This is a genomic window from Mycobacterium sp. Soil_C_30, assembly GCF_057656995.1.
Window position 1 is genome coordinate 78,895 of sequence record NZ_JBDGJH010000008.1, and the last position, 21,202, is coordinate 100,096.

Here is a 21,202-nt window from a genome sequence, read left to right on the forward strand (position 1 = left end):
GCTATCGCTGCACAGGTCAGGCCGCCCGACGTGAGGAGAGAAGATGACCACCGACGACGCCAGCGGCATCACCGCCAATGACCTGGGTGGTGCCGACGACATGCTGAGTCCCATGGAGGCCACCGACTCCGACGAGTTGCGCAACGCCGACGGCGATGACGTGGTGGACCCGCCCGAAGGCTGGAGCGGTGTCACCAAGTTCGGCATCTCCGCGGACGAACAACGACAGGGCGAGTCCCTGGACCAACGGCTGTCCGAAGAGGTCCCCGATGTGACACCGGACGACATTGTTCTGGCCGACGCCGACGGCACGCCAGGAAGCCCGGACGGGGTGATCGGTGCCGACGCCGCGCTGGACGACCCGGGAACCCACCGAGGACAGATCGACGGCTCACCCGAGGACGGCGATTCACTGTTCCAGGTAGTCGAGTAGAGACGGAGCAACGATGAGCGACTCGCACGGATTACCACTGCCCGACTACGACCAGATGTCGCTGGGCGACATCCGCCACCGCATCCGCTCGCTCGACGAGGACGGGTTGAACCAGATCCTCACGCACGAAGCGGGCCACGCGGCCAGAGTGCCGGTGTTCGAGATCGTGGAAGCGCGCCTACGCGAAATCCAGGCCGGGGCGCAGCCTTCCGGCGGAGACCCGACACGGGCGCCGGACATCAGCGGGACGGCCGGCGGGTCGCCCGTACAGGAGGCCACCGCGGCTCCCGCGAACACACCGCTTCGGCACGGGGTGGCCAACCAGACTCCGAAACGCGGCCGCACCTGACCGTCCCTCAGCGGACGCACAGGCTCGGGTAGGTTAGCTGGCGTGACCAACAGAGTCGGGGAATCAGTCCGGTTGTTCGGTGCCACTGCGGTATTGGCGGGGTTCATGGTGGCCTCGGCCGCCGTTGCCAGCGCCGAGCCGGTGGACAGTCCACTCGATGTCGGCAGTTATCCGACCACACCGAGTGCCCCGCTCGGCCTCGCCGGCACGCAGCAGGCGGGCGCGCGGGTCGAAGCGCAGCGCCTGGCGGCCTTCGTCGTCGGCCCGTGGGAAGTGGATCCGACGCTCACCGAAGCCTTCACCAACAGTGCTGGTGTCATCGACGGCGCCGAGTCGCTGTTCGCGGAGCTACCCGCGGAGCTGGCCGAAGTCGGCGCGCGACACAACGTGATCGACGGGTTCGCCAGCGGGCGCCGGGGGCCCGGCAAGGAACTGCGCATAACAGTTCTCCGCTTCGCCGACCCCCAGATCGCCGGCGCTGCCGCGGCGGAGTTCGCGACGGTGGCGGCCGACATTGCGCAGCCGGATGGTCCGGTGATCCCCGCGGTGGTGCCGGGGCACCCCGAAACCCCCGCTGTGAGTTATCCATTCGTCGACGAAGCCGGCCGACACAGCACTCTGGTGCGGTCGTTCACCGCTCACGGCCCGTACGTGATCGTGCAACGGGCGGGTGCCGCCGACGGTGTCGAGGATGCCGCCGCACTGGCCGCTGCGGCGCTGGACCGGCAGGCCCCCCTGATCGACCAGTTCGTGCCGACACCGCCGGCCCTGCTGCCGACCCAGCCGCTTGACGCCACCGGCCTGCTGGCAAAGGCGTTGCCGATCCCGCCCGCCGAGATCACTCCCGAGATGCCGGGTGTGTACGACGCGCGCGCCACCCTCCATTTCGAGGACGACCCGACCGTCGCGGCTGGGCTGTTGGCCGACGCGGGGGTGACGAACTGGGTGAACGGATGGGTGTCGTTCTACGAGGCTCGCGACGGGCAGGCCGCACAACGGATCAGCGACAACCGGGTGGACGCGTTCGCGGAGTACGGAACTCCCGCCGAACCGGTGGCCGGCGTTCCGGGCAGCCGGTGCCTGACACTGGACGTACCGGGATTGCCCGAAATGCGCAGTTTCTGTTCGGCGGTGACCGATCGGTACGCGCTCGACACCTACGGGGACTCGTTGTCGGACACGCAGCAGCAGATCGCCGCGCAATACGCCATTCTGACCGGCCGCTGAAATCAGGCCATACCCATAGCGGACCCTTGGTGCTTCCTTACCTATCGGCAGCACTGTGGAGTCATGTCCGATCTGATCCAGCGCCGTAGCCGCACGGCTACGACGACAAGAGCGCCGCACCGCAAGGCGACCGCACTGCGCTGCGCGCTGGCCGGGGCGTTCGTCGCTCTTCTGCTGGGCATCGCCCTGGCCGGCGAGCAGGGCTCGACACAGATGGTGCCGGCAACACTGGGATTCGCCACGGCCATCACGATCATCGCGGCAGCCTTCATCGGCTGGGAACGTCAGGTCGACGCCGCCGAGTCGGCCGGCCTGGTGAAGCATTACGACCAACACCCCGCCCAAGACTGAGGCCATCACCGGGCTGGTTCGGCCGCGCCACGACGCGGGCGGCGTCACAATGACCGGGTGCTCACCGTTCCGGCCGCCGGTTGGCGAGGGGGTTCACTCCGCCGCGGAGTGACGATCGGCCTCTGCGTCGGCTTCTTCTTCGGCGCACTGGCCTGGCTGGACTCCGGGATGCTGCTCGCGGGCGTCCTCGTCGTCGTCATCCTGGGCGTCGGCTCGGGAACCTGGATGTCACGCCGAATGGTCAAGTACTGGCCCGACTCTCGCGATCTCGACGGGGCCCAGCGAGTGGCCGTGGTGGACGCCGCGCGCCGGGGGCGCGGCATCGGCGACGAGAGTCTGGCTCCCGCGGTGGCCGGCTACCGCGAGGGCCTGCATGCCGCGGCAGCACAGGCCAGACCGCTGCGCTGGGTGATCGTGGTGGTCCTGATCGTGGCGATCGGCACCGCCATCTGGGATGCCGTCCAGGGCTCTGTCGGTAGCGCCATCGTCTCGGTCATCTACCTGATACTCGCGGCGCTGGAGCTGTTCTGGTGGCCCCGACGCACTGCGCAACTATTGGCCAATGCCGACCGTGCCGCCGCGCTGGCGCGGCCGGTCGGGGCCGGCGACTGACCGCCGGCCCACCTGGTCACGCCGGGCAGTACACCTCGGTGGCGGCGCCGACGAAGAAGCCGCTTTGCTCGACGCTCCAGTTGGCCGGACCGCTGATCTCGATGGCCACCTGCTCGGGCGCCTGTCCTGCCGCCACGTAATCACACACGGCGTGGGCCAGAACGATGGCGTTGTCCGCGGACGAATACGGGATCGCCTCGCCGTCGATCACGCTGATGAAGAGGTTGTCGTTCTCGTCTGCAAGTGCAGGGGCGGCCGTCGCGAGCGCCAGGCCGGCCGCGGCGATGCCTGCCGAGAAGATGATCTTGCCGACCATGCCGGCCTCCTTTCGCCTGTTTGCTGACGGCGATACGCTACGCCAAGGGTCACAGTCACGCATCACTTTGGTCGAAATCTGCACGCGCGTCAGTAGGGGGCCGTCACAACCATTCGCTGATCCAGGTCGTTCCAGGCGGACTGGAACACGCTGATACTCACCTGCTCGTCGGCGCCGTCATCGGTGCCGCTGTCGTTGAGATGCACCACCGCGCGGTCGGTGTCGACGCCGGTGACGACGACGGCGTGGGCCCCGCCATCGTCGTCGGGCTCGTTCCAGATCTTGTACGAGTTCACGCTCGCGATCACCGCCCGGCCGTCATCGAGGTACCGATCGAGCGCGGACAGCCCCGTCTGCAGTCCGCCGGCGCCGGCGACCTCATTGTCGGTGTAGGTGGCACGAATACCATAGTGCGCCAGCAGGATTGGCAGGTCTTCGGGATCGGTTCCGCCGACATCCGGGTCATCGGAGTCTGTCACCACGTAGATCGGGCCGTCGTGCTGTCGGCTGGCGATGGTGCCCGCCACCGCCACGATGTCGTCCTCCTCCGGCATGTCGCCGGTCAGGATTCCGATCACGTGCGCCGAGGCCATGATGGCGCAGTCGTCGTAACTCTGCTCGCTCCAGTACTCGGCGGCGGTGTCCGGGTGGCCGTGCAGCCCGGTCTCCTCGGCGCCGGCGACGGCGGGGTGACCGATACCGGCGAGGGCCGCGCCGATCAGGAGCGCGGAGGCGGTGCGGCGAAGCAAGGTCGTGTGCATGGCCCGAGACTCCGGTACCGACCTTGTCGGATTCTTGATGACCTTCGATCATCGGCTGAGGCGACGGCGCGCGGCGGCCAATTCGACGGCCACCGCCAGGGCGCCGGTCGACGCGCCGGCGTCCTCGATCCGCCGGCCCAGGATGGCTTCGATCCGGTGCAATCGCTGATACATGGTCTGCCGGTGGATGTTGAGCTCCTTGGCCGCCGCCACTCGCGAGCCGGTGCGAAACAGCACCGCCAAGGTGGTGATGAGTTCGGTTGACCGGTCGACGGTCAGGAGCTCTCCCAGGACTCCGCGCAGGAAGCGGTCGACCGCGCCGGCGTCGACCTGCGCCAGCAAGTGATCGATCGCCACATCGCGGGCCAGCCCGACGAACTCGGCCTCGGTGGCCAGATGCGCTGCGGTGGCCGCTGTGGACATCGCCTCGGCCAGTGCGGGCAGCTCCCGGGTGGGTTCGGCGACGCCGATCCGCAATGCGCGCGGCAGGGGTGAGGAGTACAGCTGCGCCACCAGCTCGTCGGTCAGCGAGCCGGCGGGTCTGCGGCCGTCGAACCGGACGATCGAGCGGTGCCGGCCGTCGCGGATCTCCGAGAGCACCTGACGGTCGTCACGGTGCAGCACCGCCGCGAGCTCGGAGACCTGCAGCGGGCCGTCGACGCTGAGCGCGACGACGCCGACGTACCAGCCGCCCGGCGCAAACCCGAGCTCGTTGGTGGCACGTCGCAAGGCCGTCTCGGTGTCGACGCGAAGCGCCGCCGGCCTGCTGGTGTCCTCGGCCAGCGTCAGCAGCCGAAAGACCTCGCGCAGATGCTGATCCGAACGGGTCAGCGGACGCCAGCGCAACAGCGCCAGCGCCAGCGATTCAGGGGCCCGGCGGCAGACGGCGGTGACCATCTGTAGGTCAACGCCGGGGCGGGGCAGCACTTCCAGGGTCGCGATGGTGACACCGGCGGACTCGATGGTGGCCACCTGGGCGTACCCGCGCGGGCGGGCACCGTCGACGTCGGCCGACGCCAGCACCGCACCGGAGGCCGAGCGGACGACGATCGAACAACCGCTGAGCGTGCTCAACGCCGTCACCATGTCATCGAGGTCGCCCTGGGCGGCCAGCACGCCGGCCAGCAGGTGGGTGACCTCATCGTTGAAGTGCAACGCCCGCACCGACTCGTTGACGAGCCGGCTGTTGACGGCGCGGGTGACTTCGACGAAGCGCACCACTTCGGTCAGCTCGATCAGTGGGAAGCCGCGGGTGCCGGCGCGTTCGATCAGTGCGGCGGGGATGGCCCCGACCCGCGGACGCTCGACAGCCAGACCGGCGGCCCCCGCGTCGGCCAGGGAATCGATATAGGTGTGCAGCTGCTCGGGGGTGGAGTCGCCCAGGATCACCCCGGCCACCAGCAGGAGTTCGCCGCCGCTGAGCAACTCGGCGATGTCGAGCACCTCACTGGTGTGCACCCACCGGATCTCGGTGTCCAGGCGGTCCCACCCGGCGAGAACCTGCGGTCGCGCCGCGAAAAGCGCCGGGTCGTCGAGCACGTCGCGCAGACTCATGGACGTCTGCATTCGCGACCTCCGTACAGAAGCTATACAACAACCACAAATCTATAGACAGAATGTCTATCACCAATTGACCCCAGCTGCTCAGACGATGGAGGCAACGCACCGTCGCGCTCCGTCCGATGCATCAACCAGACAGGAACGGCCCATGTCAGCTCTCACCACCGGGGAACCGCCCGCGACCGAGCAACTCGAGTCCGAGCTCTCCGTCATCCCGGAATCCAGCAAGACCACCGATCTACGCGGGCAGTTCTGGATCTGGGCCGGCGCCAACATCGCGCCCATCAACTGGGTGCTGGGCGCACTGGGCGTCACCATGGGACTCGGGCTGGTGGAGACCATCGTGGTGCTGGCCGTCGGCAATGTCATCGGAATGTCGTTGTTCGGCCTGTTCGTCGTGATCGGTCAGCGCACCGGCGTCACCGGAATGGTGTTGTCGCGCGCCGTCTTCGGCCGTCGCGGTGCCTACGTGCCCGCCGCCGTGCAGGCTCTGCTCTGCATGGGCTGGTGCGCCGTGAACACCTGGATCGTGCTGGATCTGGTGATGGCGCTGCTCGGCCGGATCGGGCTGGTGGACCCCGACAACGCCTCGGCCGCACCGCGCCTCGCCGTCGCCGCCGTCATCATGACGATCCAGGTGGTCATCGCCTGGTTCGGCTACCGCGTGATCGCGGCCTTCGAACGGTGGACCGTGCCACCCACCGTCCTGGTGCTGGTGGCGATGACCGGTGTCGCCTGGATCGGTCTGGACGTGGACTGGGGCCACACCGGTGACACCGCCCTGACCTCCGGTGAGCACATCGCGGCCATCTCCGCGGTGATGACGGCCATCGGAATCGGGTGGGGCATCACCTGGTTGGGCTATGCGGGTGATTACTCGCGGTTCGTGTCGAGCTCGGTGCCGTCACGCAAGCTGTTCCTGGCCAGTGCGCTCGGACAGTTCATCCCGGTGGTGTGGCTGGGTGCGCTGGGCGCGACGCTGGCCACGCTGAGTTCCTCGTCCGACCCCGGCGAGATCATCGTCGACGCCTACGGCGTGCTGGCCGTGCCGGTACTGCTGCTGGTGGTGCACGGCCCGCTGGCCACCAACATCCTCAACATCTACACCTGCACGGTGTCCACGCAGGCGCTGGACATCCGCATCGACCGGCGTGTGCTCAATGTCGTCATCGGTGTGGTCGCCATGGGCATCGTCGTGGTGTTCGTGCTCAACGGAAACTTCGCGGCCACCATCGACGCGTGGTTGATCGGCATCGTCGGCTGGCTCGCGCCCTGGGCCGCCGTGGTGCTGGTGCACTGGTTCGTCATCGCCCGCCAACAGGTGGACCCGCACGCTCTGCTCGCCCCGCCGGAGGCGGGCCTGCTGCCCTCGGTGCGACCGACCGCGCTGATCGCCTTGGGCATCGGCATCGTGTTCACCTGGATGTTCATGTACGGCATGATCCCGCTGCTGCAAGGTCCGGTGGCCGGGCTCATGGGTGGCATCGACTTGTCGTGGCTGGCCGGCGGTATCGCGGCGGCCACGAGTTACCTTGCGCTGGAAGCCATCGGCGGGCGACGGGCGCAGCGGTGAACCCGACCTACCTGATCGACCAGGCGACGGTCCTCACCATGGACGCGGCCACCGGTGCCGCCCCTGTCACCCGCTCGATCCGGGTGCGCGACGGTGAGATCACCGACATCGCCGACACTCTCGAGATCCGGCCGGGCGACACCGTACTCAGCGGCCGCGACCGCCTGGTGGTGCCTGGCTATGTCAACGCGCACACCCATTCGTGGGAGGCGTTGTTCCGGGCGCGGCTGGACAACCTGCCGCTGGAGCACTGGATGCTGTTGTCCTATCCGGTACTGGGCCTGGCCCCGGTGTCCGCCGACCTGATCCGGTTGCGGTCCCAGTTGGTGGCCATCGAATCGCTGCGCAACGGCGTCACCACCCTGGTCGACGATGTGCTAGAAATCCCCGGCCAGACGGAGGATCAGCTGGCCGCTGTGTTCGAGGCCTACCGCGATATCGGTATCCGCGCCAACATCTCCGGACACGTCATGGATCGCCCCTTCGTCGACCATTTCCCCTTCCTGGCCGATGTACTCGACCCGGATCTGCGTCGCGAGCTGGATGCCGTGGCGGTGATGCGGGTTGATGAGTACCTGGCATACGCGAAGGCGTCGGCCCAGCGCTACGCCGGCTATGCCGATGGCCGGCTTCGTTTCATGCTCGGTCCGTCTGCCCCGCAACGGTGTTCGCCGGAGCTGCTGATCGGGATCGGCGAGATCGCCGAACAGTTCGATCTGGAGTTCCACATCCACGTGTTGGAGACGCGGACGCAGGCGGTGACCGCCGGCGAGTTCTACGGCAAGACCATGGTCGAGTATCTGCACGCGTTGGGCCTGCTGAACGAACGGGTGACGATGGCGCACGGTATCTGGATGACCGACTCAGACGTCGACGTCATCGCCCAGACCCGGGCGTCGGTGTCCCACAATCCCATCTCCAATCTCAAGCTCGGCTCGGGTATCGCGCCGTGGCGCAAGTACCTCGACGCCGGGGTGAACCTCGGTATCGGCACCGACGGCATGTCCAGCAGTGACACCGCCCGGATGTCGGAGGCGGTCAAAGCGGCAGCCCTGCTGCACAAGGTCACCGGACCCGACTACCGGCAGTGGCCCAGCGCGCAGGAGGTGCTGAGCGCAGCCACACTGGGTGGGGCCCGGTCGGCCCGGCTGGCCGGCACCGCGGGCAGTATCGAGGTGGGCAAGCGTGCCGACCTGGTGTTCTACGATATGAACTCCCTGGCCTTCACGCCGCGCAACAAACCCGAGCTACACCTGGTGTATTCGGAGAACGGGTCTTCCATCGCCACGGTGATGGTCGACGGGCGAATAGTGCTGCAGGACAAGCAATTGACGACCATCGACGAGCGCGCCGTGCTCGACGAGCTGCAAGCGCGCGGTCCGCAGCTGCGCCAGTGGCAGGACCATCTGGAGAAACTGAACCGCGCGCTGATCCCGGCGTTCGACCGGCAATACGCGGGAGTGATGGACCGGCGCACCGCCGTGGACCGCTACAGCGGGCGAGGCGAGTGCTGGCTCAACTGAATCCCGCCGAACCCCCCGCGAGCAGACGCGAACTCACCCGTTCCTCCCCAGGTTGGGGTTCTGCGTCTGCCCGCGGGGAAGCATTCAGCCGGACACGTCCTGCTCGTCGCGCCCGAACTGGACCGTCTGGCCTTCATAGGGGCCCGTGCACGAGGTCACGACGTGATAGGTGGTCAGCGGCGGCGGCGCCGGAACGGTGAGCTGGGCCGAACCTCGTGGCGCGATGTTGAAGTTGCGGGTGACGGTGGGCAGCAGAGGGGCATTGACCGGGGTCGCCACGTACGTGCACGAGCCCGCGATGTCCGAGCTGTTGGAGATGTTGACATTCACACTGAGCGCCGCTCTGTTGAACACCACGCTGATGGCGTCCGTCGGGGCGGGCACCTTCTCCGGCGGCTTCTGTGCCTGCTCCTCCGGCTTGGGCTGATCGGGTACCACCACCGGGGGCGGCGGGGGAGGCGGGGGAGCCGCCGGCTTGCCGAACACGATGGTCACCACGTCGACCTCACGGTCCTCGTGACGAACGAAACCGACACCGAATTCGGTGAAGTCGCAGTTGCCGATCAGGTTTCCCGCTCCCCGCTGGTAGGCGCTGGTGGTCGCGGCGGCCTGTGGATCACCGGAACCGAGGAACCCCAGGGTGCTGCCCGCATAACCGGGTGCCTGCGAATCCACGGGATTCTCCGACCTGGCGTAGGTCTGCGCGGCTCCTTCCAGCGCCGGGTTGTAATTGAGCTGGGCGCAACGGGTGTTGGCGCGGTCCTTCTTGACCGTGGCGATGATGTTGTCGAGTGGATCAGCGCTGGCCACCGGTGCCGTCAGTGTCACCGAGAACGCCGACAAGCCGGCGACGACGGTGGCCAGGGCCAGGTGTGTGGACGCTCGCTTGGTTGTCATGAAATCCCCTCTGGTGGTTGACAATCAGGCCGTTGCCTCGCGCAGAAGCGACGTGAAGCCCAACGGTCGTGTTGGAGTCTAGGAGCGCAGGATCGCCGCACCTATAGGGTGTTTCCCTACGATTTCGTGATGTTCGGGCTTGGGCCCCGCCGGTCGGCCCTTGCGCCGTGATGTTCGCGAAAGCTTGCCCAGGCAATGAAGTTGGAGTGACGCCGAGCGGTCAGTCAAGGCGCCAACCTGCCAAAGTGATTGCAGAGTCAATCAATACGTCTGTTGCGGCAACGAATATTGTGGTTTGCCGTGGACGCGAACTGCCGCAGCTGCGATCATTCGACCATGCCCGCCCGGTTCGTCAGCCGCGAAGCGGAAGCCCGCGTCATCGCCGACCTACTGGGCTCCGACAGTGCCGATCCGACAGCCGTTGTGCTTGCAGGGGAAGCGGGTATCGGCAAGACCACCCTGTTCCTGGCCGCCGTGGATGAGGCCGTCGACCGAGGTTTCGCAGTGCTGTCCAGCCGTCCGGCGGCCGCGGAATCGGTACTGGCCTACGCCTCGCTGGCCGATATGCTCGGCTCCGTCGACACCGACATACGTAGTGGTCTGCCCCCGCCGCAGCGCAACGCCCTGGACCGGGTGCTGTTGCACGCCGACGGGACACCGACCGATCAACGTGCCGTGGCAGCAGGTTTCCTCTCGGTTGTCGGTGTGCTGGCAGAACGCACCCAGGTGCTCATCGCCGTCGACGACCTGCAGTGGCTCGACCCGTCCAGCAGGCTGGTCCTGGCATTCGCGGCGCGCCGGCTCACCGGAACGGTACGTGTGCTGGCCACGGTGCGCACCGGCGCAGCAGGGGATATGGGCACGTGGCTACAGCTCTCCCGACCGGAGAACTGCCGGCGAATCACGTTGCCTCCCTTGACCTTGGGAGCTCTCCACGCACTGGTCTCGCAGCGGCTGGGCCGGTCGTTCTCGCGGCCCACCATGGTCCGCATCGCCGAGGTGTCGGCGGGCAACCCCCTCTACGCGCTCGAGCTGGCTCAGGGGGTCGACGATGAACAGTCCAGCGCGGAGTTGTCCTTGCCGCCGACCTTGGCCGAGCTGATCGACTCGAAGATCAGCTACCGGGATCCCGAGGTCTCGGAAGCGCTCCTGGCGGCCGCCTGCCTGGCGGTGCCCACCGTCGATGTGGTGGCCCACGCCGTCAACACGACGCCGAACCAGGTGCTCACCACACTGGCCGAGCCGGAACGCAAGGGCGTCATCCACCTGGAAGGGGATCGGCTACGGTTCGGTCATCCCATCTACGCCCGCGGCGTGTACCACAATGCCGATCAGGGGCAGTTACGTGCGATGCACCGGCGGTTGGCCGATCTGGTCGACGAGTCGGAGCTGCGGGCTCGCCACCTGGCGCTGAGCTCCACCCACGGCGACCCCATGACCTTGCGAGCCTTGGACGCGGCCGCGGAAACGGCCCGCAGCCGCGGGGCGCCCGCGGCCGCGGCCGAACTGATCGACCTGGCGATCGAGCTCGGCGGAGACACGCCGAACCGCAGAATACGTTCTGCCAAGCACTGTTTCGATGCCGGAGAACCGGGCCGGGCCCGGGCGCTGTTGGTGGAGGCGATGGCTCGTCTTCCGCCCGGAGCGTTGCGTGCCGAAGCGGCGAACCTGCTGGGCTACATCCGGCTGCTCGACGACAGTTTCACCGAGTCGGCCGAACTGCTGGAGCAGGCGCTGGCGGATACCGCGGGCCATCCCGATGCCTTGGTGCCCATACTCGTCACACTCACCTTCGCGTTGTTCAACGCCGGCCGACTCGAAGCGGCGATCCAGCGTGCCGACAACGCCGTCGACTCCGCAGAACAGCTCGGCCGCCCCGATCTGCTGAGTCAGGCGCTGAGCATGCGGGTGATGGTGGGTTTTCTGCAGGGGGACGGTGTCGACGAGCCGCGACTGCACCGGGCGCTGGAACTCGAGACGGCCGAAGCGGACATCCCGATTGCGTTGCGTCCCAGCGTCCACCACGCGCTGCTGTTGTCGTGCACCGGACGTCTCGACGAAGCGCACGACTCGTTCTCCGATATCCGCCGCGAGTGTGTCGAGCACGGTGAAGACGGCGAGTTGATGTTCGTGGCGTTCCACGGCGCTCTGACCGCGATCTGGCGCGGCAGGCTGGCCGAGGCGGCGTTGATCGTCGACGACGCAGTGGAACGTGCCCAGCAGCTCGGCGGGGATCTACCGCTGTCGGTGGCGCTGACCAGCAGCGCGTTGAGTGCCGCCTACACGGGTCACGTTGCCAAGGTGCGCGACGAGGTGGCGGCCGCCTATGCCGCCAGCAGGCGGGCCGGATCGGACCGGTTGGGAGAGTGGCCCATCACCGCGCTGGCCTTTCTCGAAGTCTCCCTTGGCGACTACCGCAGGGCACTGAGCACAGTAGAGCCGCTACTGTCCCGGTTTCGTGCCCTGCCGAGGGCCACGGAGATCATCGGATCCTCCTACTTACCCGAGGCCATCGAGGCGATGGTGCATCTCGACCGCTACAGCGATGCGGAGCCGCTGGTGGCGGCGCTCGAGGAGAACGGGAACCGGCTGGACAGGCCCTGGATGCTGGCCAACGGCGGACGTGGCCGCGCGATGCTGCTCGCCGCCGGTGGCCAGGTGGGTGCCGCGGTGGTCGCGGCGACGCACGCCTTGGCCCAATACGAGCGATTGCCAATGCCTTTCGAGCGCGCACGCACCCAGCTGCTGCTGGGGCAGCTGCAACGACGTCAACGCCAGAAGGACGTCGCGGCGGCCACCCTCGAGGAAGCGCTGCGCGCCTTCGACGAGCTGGGCACCCCGCTGTGGACAGCGAAGGCCCGTGCCGAGCTGGGGCGTGCCAATGGCGGCCGTCGGGGCGGCGAACTGACGGCCTCCGAGCAGCGGGTCGCGGAGCTCGTCGCATCCGGTATGACCAACCGCAGCGTGGCAGCGGAGATGTTCATCAGCCCGAAGACCGTCGAGGCGAACCTCGCACGCATCTATGCAAAGCTCGGCATCCGGTCCCGTGCTGAACTGGGTCGATACATCAGCTTGTCGGAAAAATAGGGAAACCCCCGATAGCTCCAGTGGCGCAGCCGGTTTAGCGTTCAGTCGATGAGCACCACCGTGCCGTGTTACCTCGTCGAATGGTACCGATTCGCTTTCGCCGCTGAGTCGCTGGAGCGCACCGCCGCCCGGCTCAGTGCCACCGCGGCGCTGTTCTCCGACCGCGGGGTGCCGGTGCACCTGACGGCCATGCTCGCAGTTCCCGCCGACGAGGTGCTGTTCGGTGTCTTCACCGCCGACTCTGCCTCGACGGTTGCCCAGACCTGCGCCGAGGCGGGTATCCCGGCCCAGCGGGTCACCAACGCCACCGATCTGGATTTCGCGTCCCGATCCGACTGAGCGCTGGTGCTAGTTCGGCAGCAGCGGACCCACCTTGCGCGCCAACTCCACGGCGGCGTTGTCGGCCTGTTCACCGAGCATGCTCAGTACCGCGACCTGAACGACATTGCTGCGCCCGCCGGCCGGGAATTCGACCGTCCCGTTGCCGAGAAAGCGCATCCCGTCCGGCCCCGGAGTTCCCACCTCGGGAAATCCCGGCTCGGCCGGTGGCAGGGTGCCGTTGACCGCAGTGCGGGGATTGCCGATCTGCAAGGAGACCGACTCGTAGTTGTCCGGGTTTTCCCACAGGCAGCCGGCCAGGCTCGGATCGGAGGTCGTGGACACCCCCTCGATCGGCGTGCCCAACAGCGCTGAGATGTCCTGCGGGGAAATGAGAGAGCACGCGTCGATCGGAGCGACCGCCGCGGTCTCCGTCGGGGTGTGCACGGTGATGGTGTTCTCGCCGGGGCTCGATCCACAGGCGATCAGCGCGCTGGTTGCTGCCACCACGCCCCCGGCCACCAGAATGCGTCTCATCGGTGCACCTTTCCGCTCATCGCACGCTATCGGCCGGCGGCCCGGAAACGAATCGGGTGTTTCCCTACGGTCGGCTGACCGCTGGCTAACCGGCGGCGCTCCGTCGGGGGAATGCGCCCCACGACCGGCAGAGCGTCCTGGTTGGAGCGCCGCCACACCGGCTGCGTCTGCACGAGCAAACGGGCGGCCCGGCTCAGAAGGTGTTCATCGCCCGGCGCACCGGAGGGATGCCCTGGGGGGAGTGACCGGTATCCGAGCAGTGCATGAGGACATCGAGCACTGCCGAGCCGCGGAAGGTGCGGCGCTTCCCATTCCACCCGCACTGGCACTGCGCGCGGTTGTTCAACCACGACACCAGCACGTAGGCGCAGAACTCGGCCATGCCTCACACTGTAGCGTGAGCAAATTAGTGCAGGTATAGATCCATCGGTTTAAGTGTCTGTCTTCCTCATCAGTCACTCCAAGTAGCAAATTGCACAGCTGTTCACCGGCGAAGATGGCGCTGCAGCCGCCGGGTGGCAGCCGGCGACGGTGGGGCGGTGGTGGGGCGTAACGCCGAGGCCAGCCGGGCCTCGACTGCCCCGGTGTCCAGGTGCATGCCGATGGCGACCAGGCAGTTACCCGGCGTGCGGGTCGACGAGCGGGTCACATGCACTGCCGAGCCGACGACGTTCACCACAAACGACCGCGTCGACGAGCGCTGGCGAACCGCGACGGTGCCCTTCATCCGGTACACCCCGGCCGGGGGATCCTCGAGCAGGTCCACCAGCGCCAGGGGATCCACCGGTCCGTCGGTGGTTACCGTCACCGCGTCGGCGTGCACGTGGTCGTGGACGTCTTCGGCCGCCGCGGCATCGGTTGCGCTGTCGAACAGCACGTCGCGGAACGACAGTTGGCCGAACTGGTCCTGAGCGGAGGCCACGTCGTACAACAGCGCCGGATCGATGCGCCCGCCGATGGCCCCCACGACGTGGGCACGCGGGTTGCGCGTACGCACGCGCTCCTCGATGTGCCTGACCACCGCGGGGCGCTCCGGTTCGGGGAACTGATCGAGTTTGTTCACCACCACCAGTGTCGCCGCGCCGTACCGGGCCGGCGCGAGGCCGCCGTCGTCGACGGTGTCGAAGTGGGCAACCGCGTCGACGACGTCGATCACGCCACCGTCACGGACCCCGTCGACCCCGCTGAAACCGACCATCCGCGCGATCGACACCGGGTCGGCCAGCCCGCTGGCTTCGATGATGATGGCGTCGAGGCGCAGCCGCGGGTCGGCGAGACGGGTCAGTGCGGCGTCGAGTTCACCGTCGTCGGGCAGGCAGCAGATGCAGCCGCCGGCGATCGACGCGGGTTTATCCACTTGGCCGCTGACCAGGCTCGCATCGACGTTGATATCGCCGAAGTCGTTGACCACCACCCCGATGCGGGCGTGCGGTGTCCGCAACACGTGGTTGAGCAGGCTGGTTTTGCCGGCCCCCAGGTAACCCGTGATGGCGATGACGGGAAGTGGTTCCACACGTGTCCTTTTCGATGGGCCAGACGCTTCGGGCGCACCTTACCGCGTCGAACCCGGCTGACCGCCGGCCAGCCGGAGGCGGCCGCTGTGCGACGATGCGGAAATGAGCCAGCGCCCCGCGCACTTCACCCGGATCGACGAGGACCGCTACCAACCCACCCAGTTTGCGCAGAGCCATTGGGGTGAAGATCACCTCAACGGCCCGGCGGTGGTCGGGTTGGCCGCCCATGCGCTGGAGACGCTGTTCGGCCTCGCGGAGTTCCTTCCGGCCCGCCTGACGGTGGATTTGTTCAAGGCCGCGCGGGGCGTGCCGACCAGTACCAAAGCGGTGTTGATCCGAGATGGCAGGAGGGTGCGCAACTCCGAGTGCGAACTGGTGCAGGAGGGTGTGACGGTGGCGCGCGCGGTGCTGGTGCAATACCGGCGCGCCGAGGCCCCGCGTGGAGATGAGTGGGTACGGCCCTCCGACTTCACCCGGCCGGCGGAACTCGACGAGGAACGCGGTATCAACATCGGCAGCGACGGGCTCGGATGGACCACCGCGATCGTGGACCATCAGAACGCCGCCCGCAAACGCTGTTTCAACCGCACCATCGACGTCGTGGAAGGCCACGGCAAACACTCCGTTCGTGCGTGCCGCGATGGCCGCCGAAGGCACCAGCCTGGTCACCAACCTCGGCACCTCGGGGGTCGGGTACATCAACGGTGATCTCACCGTCGCGCTGTCGCGGTTGCCGCTGGACGAGTGGATCGGCGTGGAAGCGGACTCGCACTGGGCGGCCGACGGCGTCTCGGTGGGTGCGTCCACGCTGTTCGATCACCTGGGCGCGTTCGGCACGGGCCTGGTGACGGCGGTGAGTAACCCCGCGGCGCAGATCGATTTCGGGGACGACCCGTTCCCGTCCCGGACCCGCTGACACCTGCGGGTTTTCCCGGGGGCAACACCGGCGCAACATCACCTGGGTAGCTTCGGGCGGACCTACGATTCTGGAGGTCCCATGAACGAATTCGCGCGCGGCGCTGCCCAAACGCTCATCCACGGAATCGGCAGGCGGGATTTCGTGCGGGCGGTCGCGGCAGTGGGAGCCGGCGCGGGTGTGGCGGGGATCGCCACGGCATGCGGTGCGGGTGGCGGCAACCCCGCACCCGCCGCACCCACCGGCGCGGCCGCGGAAGGATTCAACGTCCTGCAACCGGGTCAGGGCGACGTCAGCGGAGATCACTACCTGCAATCCATGCCCGACCAGGTGCTGTGGGGATATGTACCGAATGTCCATGCCGCGCCCGTACTTCAGATGCGCTCGGGTGAAACGGTGACCATCGACGCGGTATCGCACGAAGGCATCCTCGAGGACCAGGGCCGCGACCCGCTGGAGTACTTCGGCGCGCAGGGAGTGGCGGAAAGTGATGTGCTGCAGGACGCCATCGATATCGCCTCCGATTACAACCGGACCCCGCGCAACTTCGACAAGGACGGCCCGCACGTGGTGACCGGGCCAGTGTTCGTCGAAGGGGCGATGCCCGGCGATGTCCTGAAAATCGAGACCCTGCAGGCACTTCCGCGGGTTCCCTATGGTGTGGTGTCGAGCAGGCATGGCAAGGGTGCGCTGGCCCGGACCTCCGATGGCGGTGCCCCCGCGGGTATCACTCCCGAGGAGGTGATGCCGCCCATCGCCGCGGATGGCAGACCGCACCCCGACCCGACGCAGTACGGCAACGTGTCCACCTTCACCGCCGTCGCCGACGGTCACGGGATGATGCCCTACGGCAACGCTCAGGTGCGCTTTCCGCTGCAGCCGTTCATGGGAATGATGGGGGTGGCGTTCTCCCAGGATCCCGATCCCACCGCGGCGAGCGCCAATTCCATTCCTCCCACCGTCGGTGGCGGCAACATCGACATCAAACTGCTGGGCGAGGGCTCGACGTTCTACCTCCCGGTGTTCGCCGAAGGAGCATTGTTCTACGTCGGTGACCCGCACATGGCGATGGGGGACGGCGAGGTGGCGCTGACGGCGATGGAAGGGTCGCTACGCGGCACCTACCGACTCACCGTGTGCAAAGCGGGATCCGGTGACGCGCCGTCGGTGGCCTATCGCTACCCGTTTGCCGAGACAGCACAGGCCTGGGTGCCGATCGGGTTGTCCGACCCTGACGGCGCGATCGACGCACAGGGCAGCGACCTCGACGTGGCGATGCGCCGTGCGGTGGTCAACGCGCTCGACTTCCTGGAGACCGATCAGGGGATGGACCGGGCAACCGCCTATGCCTACCTGTCTGCCGCGGCGGACTTCTCGGTATCCCAGGTGGTGGACCGCACCGTCGGTGTGCACGGCCAGATCTATAAATCGCATTTCGCCGCGTGATGTCGGCACCTCGCTAAAATCGGCGAGCGTGGCCGCCACACCCCCAGCGCAACAACGACGATGGACCGGTGACCCGACGTGGTTGGCCGAGGTGGTGCGTGCCGAGGGGGTGAACCTCGTCGAGTACCCGGGCTGGCAGACCCGCGGGCACGGCGATTTCAAGGACATCCGCGGTGTCATGGTGCACCACACCGGATCTGACAACACCAGTGCCGCCTTGATCGCCGAGGGACGTCCCGATCTCGCGGGCCCGCTGTCGCAACTGCACATCGCCCGCGACGGCACCGTCACCGTCGTGGCGGTCGGGGTGGCCTGGCACGCGGGGGTGGGGCAGTACCCGTGGTTGCCCACCAACATGGGCAATTGGCACACCATCGGTATCGAGTGCGCCAACAGCGGAACCCGCCCGGGCGCGCCGCATCGGCTGAATTGGCCGGACGCACAGTATTTTGCGCTTGTCCGCTGCTGCGCAGCGATCAACCGCCGCCTCGGTCAGAATTCCAGCCGCACCATCGGCCACAAGGAGTACGCCGGGCGGGCGCAGGGAAAATGGGACCCCGGTGCCATCGACATGGACCTGTTGCGTGCCGACATCCAGGCCCAGATCGGCTCAGGCGACGGGACCGCGCCCACCCCGCGACCGCCGGTGCCGGTCGGCGGCTACGCCGATGTCCTGCTGTACCGCGGGAGCACCGGCATCCAGGTCGCCGAGCTGCAACGTCAGCTCAAGACCGAGTATCCGCTGTATGCCGGTGATCTGCGGGTCGACGGGATCTTCGGACCGCAGACAGAGGCTGCCGTACGGGAATTCCAGCGGCGCACAACGGGTCTGAGAGTGGACGGCGTGGTGGGTCCTGCCACCGCAGCGGCCCTGCGGCTTCGGCTCTCAGCCCCGGTCGACTGAATTGCCGTTGCCGGACTGGGTGATCTGGGGAGCGCCGTCGCGGTAGGTGACGGTGTTGTCGAATCCCGAGACCCCGATGCTGCCCACGGCCTCGATCCTGACCTCGTTGCGCACTCCCGAGACCGTCACCGTGCCGCAGGCCCCGGTCAATTCGACCACGTTGTCGACACCGCTGACCGTGATGTCGCCACCCTGGCACACCAGGGTCCGGTGGGCGCCCACCCCGGACACCCGTCCCACCTCGCCCGGCGCGACGGGTGCCGTCGGTGCCTGAGGGGCATCGGGGATGTCGATGTCGGGAATGACGATCGGCGGGATCTCGATGTCGATCGGCGGCAACGCCTGTGGGGTCTCGGTGAGCGAATCGATCACCGATCGGGTGTCGGTCACGGTGTTGGAGAACCACACCGCGATGCCGACTGCGGCGACGGCCCCGACCACCAGCGCCGGTATGGCGAGCAGCCAGACCGCGCGTGCCCCCGGACCGGTGCGCTGGACAGGGCCGGGGTACGGCGCACCGTACCCGGCCGGCGGCGGCATCGGCGGCAACGGCCCGGTCATCGGGGGCGGCGGTGGATAGGGATCCGCCGGATACGGGTGCGTCGGGTACGTGGCGTAGGGCTGCGTCGGTGGGGGATAAGGATCGGCGCCCGGCGGATCGGTGCCCAGTTCCGACGCGCGGGCGCGGTCGGTGAGGGGGCGTTCCAGATCCCGGATCCGGGCTTCCGGGTCGTCCTGCGGCTCCATGCGCAGATGCTCCCATACCCGAACGCAGCCGGCCTGCGATCAGCGTGAGCAATTCAGGGACACGGTGATGGTGCGCCGCTCGACATCGAAGACGTTGTTGTCGTCATCGTCGAAGTCGGCGAACGAGCGCTGCACCCGGGGGTTGCGAACCGCCGTCACCTCGCACTCGTCGAGTGGTGCGCTGCCCACGCGGTCGATCTTGACGTCGAAGCCCTGCGCCTCGAGCAACCCGATGGTGGTGGATGCCGACCCAGCAGCCAGTGCGGCCGGCGCCGACAGAACTCCGGCGGCGGCGGCGGTGACGGCCAACCCGGCGGCTGCCACGATGAGACTTTTCATGATGAAACCCCTTGTGCGGGAGCCTGTACGGCTCGTTGTTCTGATGAACACATGTTGTCCCAGCAGGGGTGCCTCCAGCTTGGAGGCTGTGTGGAGATTGCCTGGAGATCGGCAGGAGAACGGCTACCCGCGGTTCAGCTGAAATGGGTGCGTGGACGCGTCAGCGGTTCACCGTCGACGGTGATGTCGACCTTCTCGTTGTAGAACGCCACCAGGCCGGCGATCGGCGCCACCGCGGGCAGCGGATAGTGGTAGCTCCAGGCCAGGTCGGTGTGCAGACCGGTGGCGGTGCGCACCGACCAGTACTGCGACGTGACGCCCTTGTACGGGCACAGCGTCTGCGTTTCCGACGGCTCCAGATTGGCGAAGGCCACGTCGGTCTTGTCGATGTAATACCTTGTGGGCAAACCGGTTTCGAACAGCAGGACGGCGCTGGCGGTGTCGGCGAGCGGCACGCCCTCCAGGGCGACCTGCACCCGGCGGTGTGAACGCAGCGCGTCCACCCGCGCGTACGGATTCCGGGGATGCCCGTAGATGGGTTCGTCCTCCTCGAACCAGTCCAACCGGTTCCAGTCGAACCGCACCAGGCCCGCCATGTCGCCGTCGTCGAACACCCGTGCCGCCGCCGGGTAGGTGAGTCCGCCCGCGGTCAGCGTGTAGAGCCGCGACGCGCCGAACTGCACGGTCTGAGGGTGGTTCTCGTCGTGCAGCAGGCCGGGGCGCACATCGGAGCGCGGGATGTAGTACTGCGGGTAGTACGGCACCTCCCACACGTAGCGCGCCGCCGTCGTATCGAAGACGAGCGTGTCACCGCAGAAACCGCGCACACGCCGTGGGGCGGGCTCGACGCGGCCGCGTTGCGCGGCCGCCTGCGGGTAGTCCGGTGCGCTGTTCATCGGGCCGCCGCGATCTCACCGAGAACCGCAAGATGCTCATCTACGGTGGCCAGACCCGCACCCATCGTGTTGACGGACACGTGGGTGGCGCCGGTGTGCTCCCAGGCCGACAGCCCCTGCGCCACCGCGTCGACATCGCCGCGGTAGGACACCCGCCCCTCCATGCCGAGGGTGGCGGGGTCGCGTCCGGCATCGGCGGCGGCCTGTGTCACCACACCGCGGGCATCGTCGAGTTGACCCCCGGGGTCCATCATCGGGAACCAGCCGTCGGCCAGCCGGCCTGCCCGCCGGTAACCCGGGTCGGAGGCGGCGCCGATCCACACCGGGATGGGTCGCTGTACCGGCAGCGGCGCCAGACCGGCGCCCGTCACCCGGTGGAAGTTGCCGTCGAAGGTCACGGTCTGCTCCGTCCACAGCCGGCGCAGCAGCTCGATCTGCTCACCGGAGCGTTTACCGCGGTTGCCGAAGTCCTCACCGAGCGCTTCGTATTCCACCGCATTCCAACCGATCCCGACGCCCAGCCGAACCCGTCCATTGCTGAGCAGGTCGACCTCGGCGGCCTGTTTGGCCACCAGGACGGTCTGCCGTTGAGGCAGGATGACAACGCCGGTGACCAGTTCGACGGCGTGCGTCACCGCCGCCAGGTAACCGAACATCACCAACGGTTCATGAAATGTCGTGTGGACGTCGTACGGGCCACCCCAGCCGGTGTGCACCGCAGGATCCGCGCCGACCACATGGTCATAGGCCAGGATGTGGGTGAAACCCAACTCCTCGACCCGTTGGCCGTAGGCACGGACCGCCCCGGCGTCGCCGCCCAGTTCAGTCTGGGGAAACACCACTCCGACTCGCATGCCTCAGTCCTCTCGGCGCCGTCACCTCTACGACACCAGAAT

At 67.7% G+C, this 21,202-nt stretch carries 22 protein-coding genes and 1 pseudogene; 12 read left to right on the forward strand and 11 right to left on the reverse strand.

Going from position 1 to position 21,202, the window contains the following annotated elements:
• Positions 1 to 43: 43 nt before the first annotated feature.
• The 5 genes from AC3A6P_RS16860 (at position 44) to AC3A6P_RS16880 (ending at position 2,972) form a co-directional block, all read left to right on the forward strand.
• The gene (locus tag AC3A6P_RS16860) at positions 44 to 433 is read left to right on the forward strand and encodes a hypothetical protein (protein WP_487692804.1); all 390 of its coding nucleotides are present in this window, start codon (positions 44 to 46) and stop codon (positions 431 to 433) included.
• Positions 434 to 446: 13 nt separating this feature from the next.
• Positions 447 to 782, forward strand: coding sequence for a DUF8129 domain-containing protein (locus AC3A6P_RS16865; RefSeq protein ID WP_487692805.1), 336 nt, complete (start codon positions 447 to 449; stop codon positions 780 to 782).
• A 42-nt stretch (positions 783 to 824) separates the two neighbouring features.
• Positions 825 to 2,009 (forward strand): DUF7373 family lipoprotein, encoded by a 1,185-nt coding sequence (locus tag AC3A6P_RS16870; protein ID WP_487692806.1) that lies wholly within the window; start codon positions 825 to 827, stop codon positions 2,007 to 2,009.
• Between the two features lie 63 nt (positions 2,010 to 2,072).
• On the forward strand, positions 2,073 to 2,360 hold the full coding sequence (locus AC3A6P_RS16875; RefSeq protein ID WP_487692807.1) for a hypothetical protein: 288 nt from the start codon (positions 2,073 to 2,075) through the stop codon (positions 2,358 to 2,360).
• Between the two features lie 57 nt (positions 2,361 to 2,417).
• Positions 2,418 to 2,972: a hypothetical protein gene (locus tag AC3A6P_RS16880; protein ID WP_487692808.1), complete on the forward strand. Its 555-nt coding sequence runs from the start codon at positions 2,418 to 2,420 to the stop codon at positions 2,970 to 2,972.
• A gap of 16 nt (positions 2,973 to 2,988) precedes the next feature.
• On the opposite strand, the gene AC3A6P_RS16885 is transcribed toward AC3A6P_RS16880, so the two are convergent.
• The 3 genes from AC3A6P_RS16885 to AC3A6P_RS16895 all read right to left on the reverse strand — a co-directional run bounded on the left by AC3A6P_RS16885 (position 2,989) and on the right by AC3A6P_RS16895 (position 5,603).
• A complete protein-coding gene (locus tag AC3A6P_RS16885; protein ID WP_487692809.1) occupies positions 2,989 to 3,288 on the reverse strand; it encodes a DUF732 domain-containing protein in 300 nt (99 codons plus the stop codon).
• Between the two features lie 89 nt (positions 3,289 to 3,377).
• Positions 3,378 to 4,049, reverse strand: coding sequence for a C39 family peptidase (locus tag AC3A6P_RS16890; protein ID WP_487692810.1), 672 nt, complete (start codon positions 4,047 to 4,049; stop codon positions 3,378 to 3,380).
• Between the two features lie 48 nt (positions 4,050 to 4,097).
• A complete protein-coding gene (locus tag AC3A6P_RS16895; protein WP_487692811.1) occupies positions 4,098 to 5,603 on the reverse strand; it encodes a PucR family transcriptional regulator in 1,506 nt (501 codons plus the stop codon).
• Positions 5,604 to 5,757: 154 nt separating this feature from the next.
• Between AC3A6P_RS16895 and AC3A6P_RS16900 the strand changes: the two genes are divergently transcribed.
• Entirely contained in the window at positions 5,758 to 7,182 is a 1,425-nt protein-coding gene (locus AC3A6P_RS16900) for a cytosine permease (protein WP_487692812.1), read from the forward strand.
• Positions 7,179 to 8,705: an amidohydrolase family protein gene (locus AC3A6P_RS16905; protein ID WP_487692813.1), complete on the forward strand. Its 1,527-nt coding sequence runs from the start codon at positions 7,179 to 7,181 to the stop codon at positions 8,703 to 8,705. Before AC3A6P_RS16900 ends, AC3A6P_RS16905 begins: the two co-directional genes overlap by 4 nt.
• A gap of 84 nt (positions 8,706 to 8,789) precedes the next feature.
• Here AC3A6P_RS16905 and AC3A6P_RS16910 read toward each other — a convergent pair whose 3' ends face one another.
• A complete protein-coding gene (locus tag AC3A6P_RS16910) occupies positions 8,790 to 9,602 on the reverse strand; it encodes a CAP domain-containing protein (RefSeq protein WP_487692814.1) in 813 nt (270 codons plus the stop codon).
• A gap of 336 nt (positions 9,603 to 9,938) precedes the next feature.
• Here AC3A6P_RS16910 and AC3A6P_RS16915 point away from each other — a divergent pair, with 336 nt between their 5' ends.
• Both AC3A6P_RS16915 and AC3A6P_RS16920 read left to right on the forward strand, forming a co-directional pair.
• Positions 9,939 to 12,689 carry an AAA family ATPase gene (locus tag AC3A6P_RS16915; RefSeq protein ID WP_487692815.1) on the forward strand — a complete coding sequence of 917 codons (2,751 nt, stop codon included), beginning with the start codon at positions 9,939 to 9,941 and terminating at the stop codon, positions 12,687 to 12,689.
• Positions 12,690 to 12,737: 48 nt separating this feature from the next.
• The gene (locus AC3A6P_RS16920) at positions 12,738 to 13,028 is read left to right on the forward strand and encodes a hypothetical protein (protein ID WP_487692816.1); all 291 of its coding nucleotides are present in this window, start codon (positions 12,738 to 12,740) and stop codon (positions 13,026 to 13,028) included.
• A 9-nt stretch (positions 13,029 to 13,037) separates the two neighbouring features.
• Here AC3A6P_RS16920 and AC3A6P_RS16925 read toward each other — a convergent pair whose 3' ends face one another.
• The 3 genes from AC3A6P_RS16925 to AC3A6P_RS16935 all read right to left on the reverse strand — a co-directional run bounded on the left by AC3A6P_RS16925 (position 13,038) and on the right by AC3A6P_RS16935 (position 15,057).
• Positions 13,038 to 13,544: a hypothetical protein gene (locus AC3A6P_RS16925; RefSeq protein ID WP_487692817.1), complete on the reverse strand. Its 507-nt coding sequence runs from the start codon at positions 13,542 to 13,544 to the stop codon at positions 13,038 to 13,040.
• Positions 13,545 to 13,737: 193 nt separating this feature from the next.
• Complete coding sequence (locus AC3A6P_RS16930; protein WP_487692818.1) at positions 13,738 to 13,926, reverse strand: hypothetical protein; 189 nt, start codon at positions 13,924 to 13,926, stop codon at positions 13,738 to 13,740.
• A gap of 102 nt (positions 13,927 to 14,028) precedes the next feature.
• Positions 14,029 to 15,057: a CobW family GTP-binding protein gene (locus AC3A6P_RS16935; protein WP_487692819.1), complete on the reverse strand. Its 1,029-nt coding sequence runs from the start codon at positions 15,055 to 15,057 to the stop codon at positions 14,029 to 14,031.
• A 103-nt stretch (positions 15,058 to 15,160) separates the two neighbouring features.
• Between AC3A6P_RS16935 and AC3A6P_RS16940 the strand changes: the two are divergent.
• The 3 genes and pseudogenes from AC3A6P_RS16940 (at position 15,161) to AC3A6P_RS16950 (ending at position 18,324) form a co-directional block, all read left to right on the forward strand.
• Positions 15,161 to 15,974, forward strand: a pseudogene (locus AC3A6P_RS16940) (acyl-CoA thioesterase domain-containing protein).
• Between the two features lie 81 nt (positions 15,975 to 16,055).
• A complete protein-coding gene (locus tag AC3A6P_RS16945) occupies positions 16,056 to 17,420 on the forward strand; it encodes an acetamidase/formamidase family protein (protein WP_487692820.1) in 1,365 nt (454 codons plus the stop codon).
• Between the two features lie 28 nt (positions 17,421 to 17,448).
• On the forward strand, positions 17,449 to 18,324 hold the full coding sequence (locus AC3A6P_RS16950; protein ID WP_487692821.1) for a peptidoglycan recognition protein family protein: 876 nt from the start codon (positions 17,449 to 17,451) through the stop codon (positions 18,322 to 18,324).
• On the opposite strand, the gene AC3A6P_RS16955 is transcribed toward AC3A6P_RS16950, so the two are convergent.
• The 4 genes from AC3A6P_RS16955 to AC3A6P_RS16970 all read right to left on the reverse strand — a co-directional run bounded on the left by AC3A6P_RS16955 (position 18,307) and on the right by AC3A6P_RS16970 (position 21,160).
• Positions 18,307 to 19,071, reverse strand: coding sequence for a DUF3060 domain-containing protein (locus tag AC3A6P_RS16955; RefSeq protein ID WP_487692822.1), 765 nt, complete (start codon positions 19,069 to 19,071; stop codon positions 18,307 to 18,309). The two genes, AC3A6P_RS16950 and AC3A6P_RS16955, sit on opposite strands and share 18 nt — an antisense overlap.
• Before the next feature lie 39 nt (positions 19,072 to 19,110).
• On the reverse strand, positions 19,111 to 19,410 hold the full coding sequence (locus AC3A6P_RS16960) for a hypothetical protein (protein ID WP_487692823.1): 300 nt from the start codon (positions 19,408 to 19,410) through the stop codon (positions 19,111 to 19,113).
• Positions 19,411 to 19,544: 134 nt separating this feature from the next.
• On the reverse strand, positions 19,545 to 20,306 hold the full coding sequence (locus tag AC3A6P_RS16965) for a DUF427 domain-containing protein (RefSeq protein ID WP_487692824.1): 762 nt from the start codon (positions 20,304 to 20,306) through the stop codon (positions 19,545 to 19,547).
• Entirely contained in the window at positions 20,303 to 21,160 is an 858-nt protein-coding gene (locus tag AC3A6P_RS16970) for an LLM class F420-dependent oxidoreductase (RefSeq protein WP_487692825.1), read from the reverse strand. The genes AC3A6P_RS16965 and AC3A6P_RS16970 overlap by 4 nt, the downstream gene beginning before the upstream one ends.
• Positions 21,161 to 21,202 lie beyond the last annotated feature (42 nt).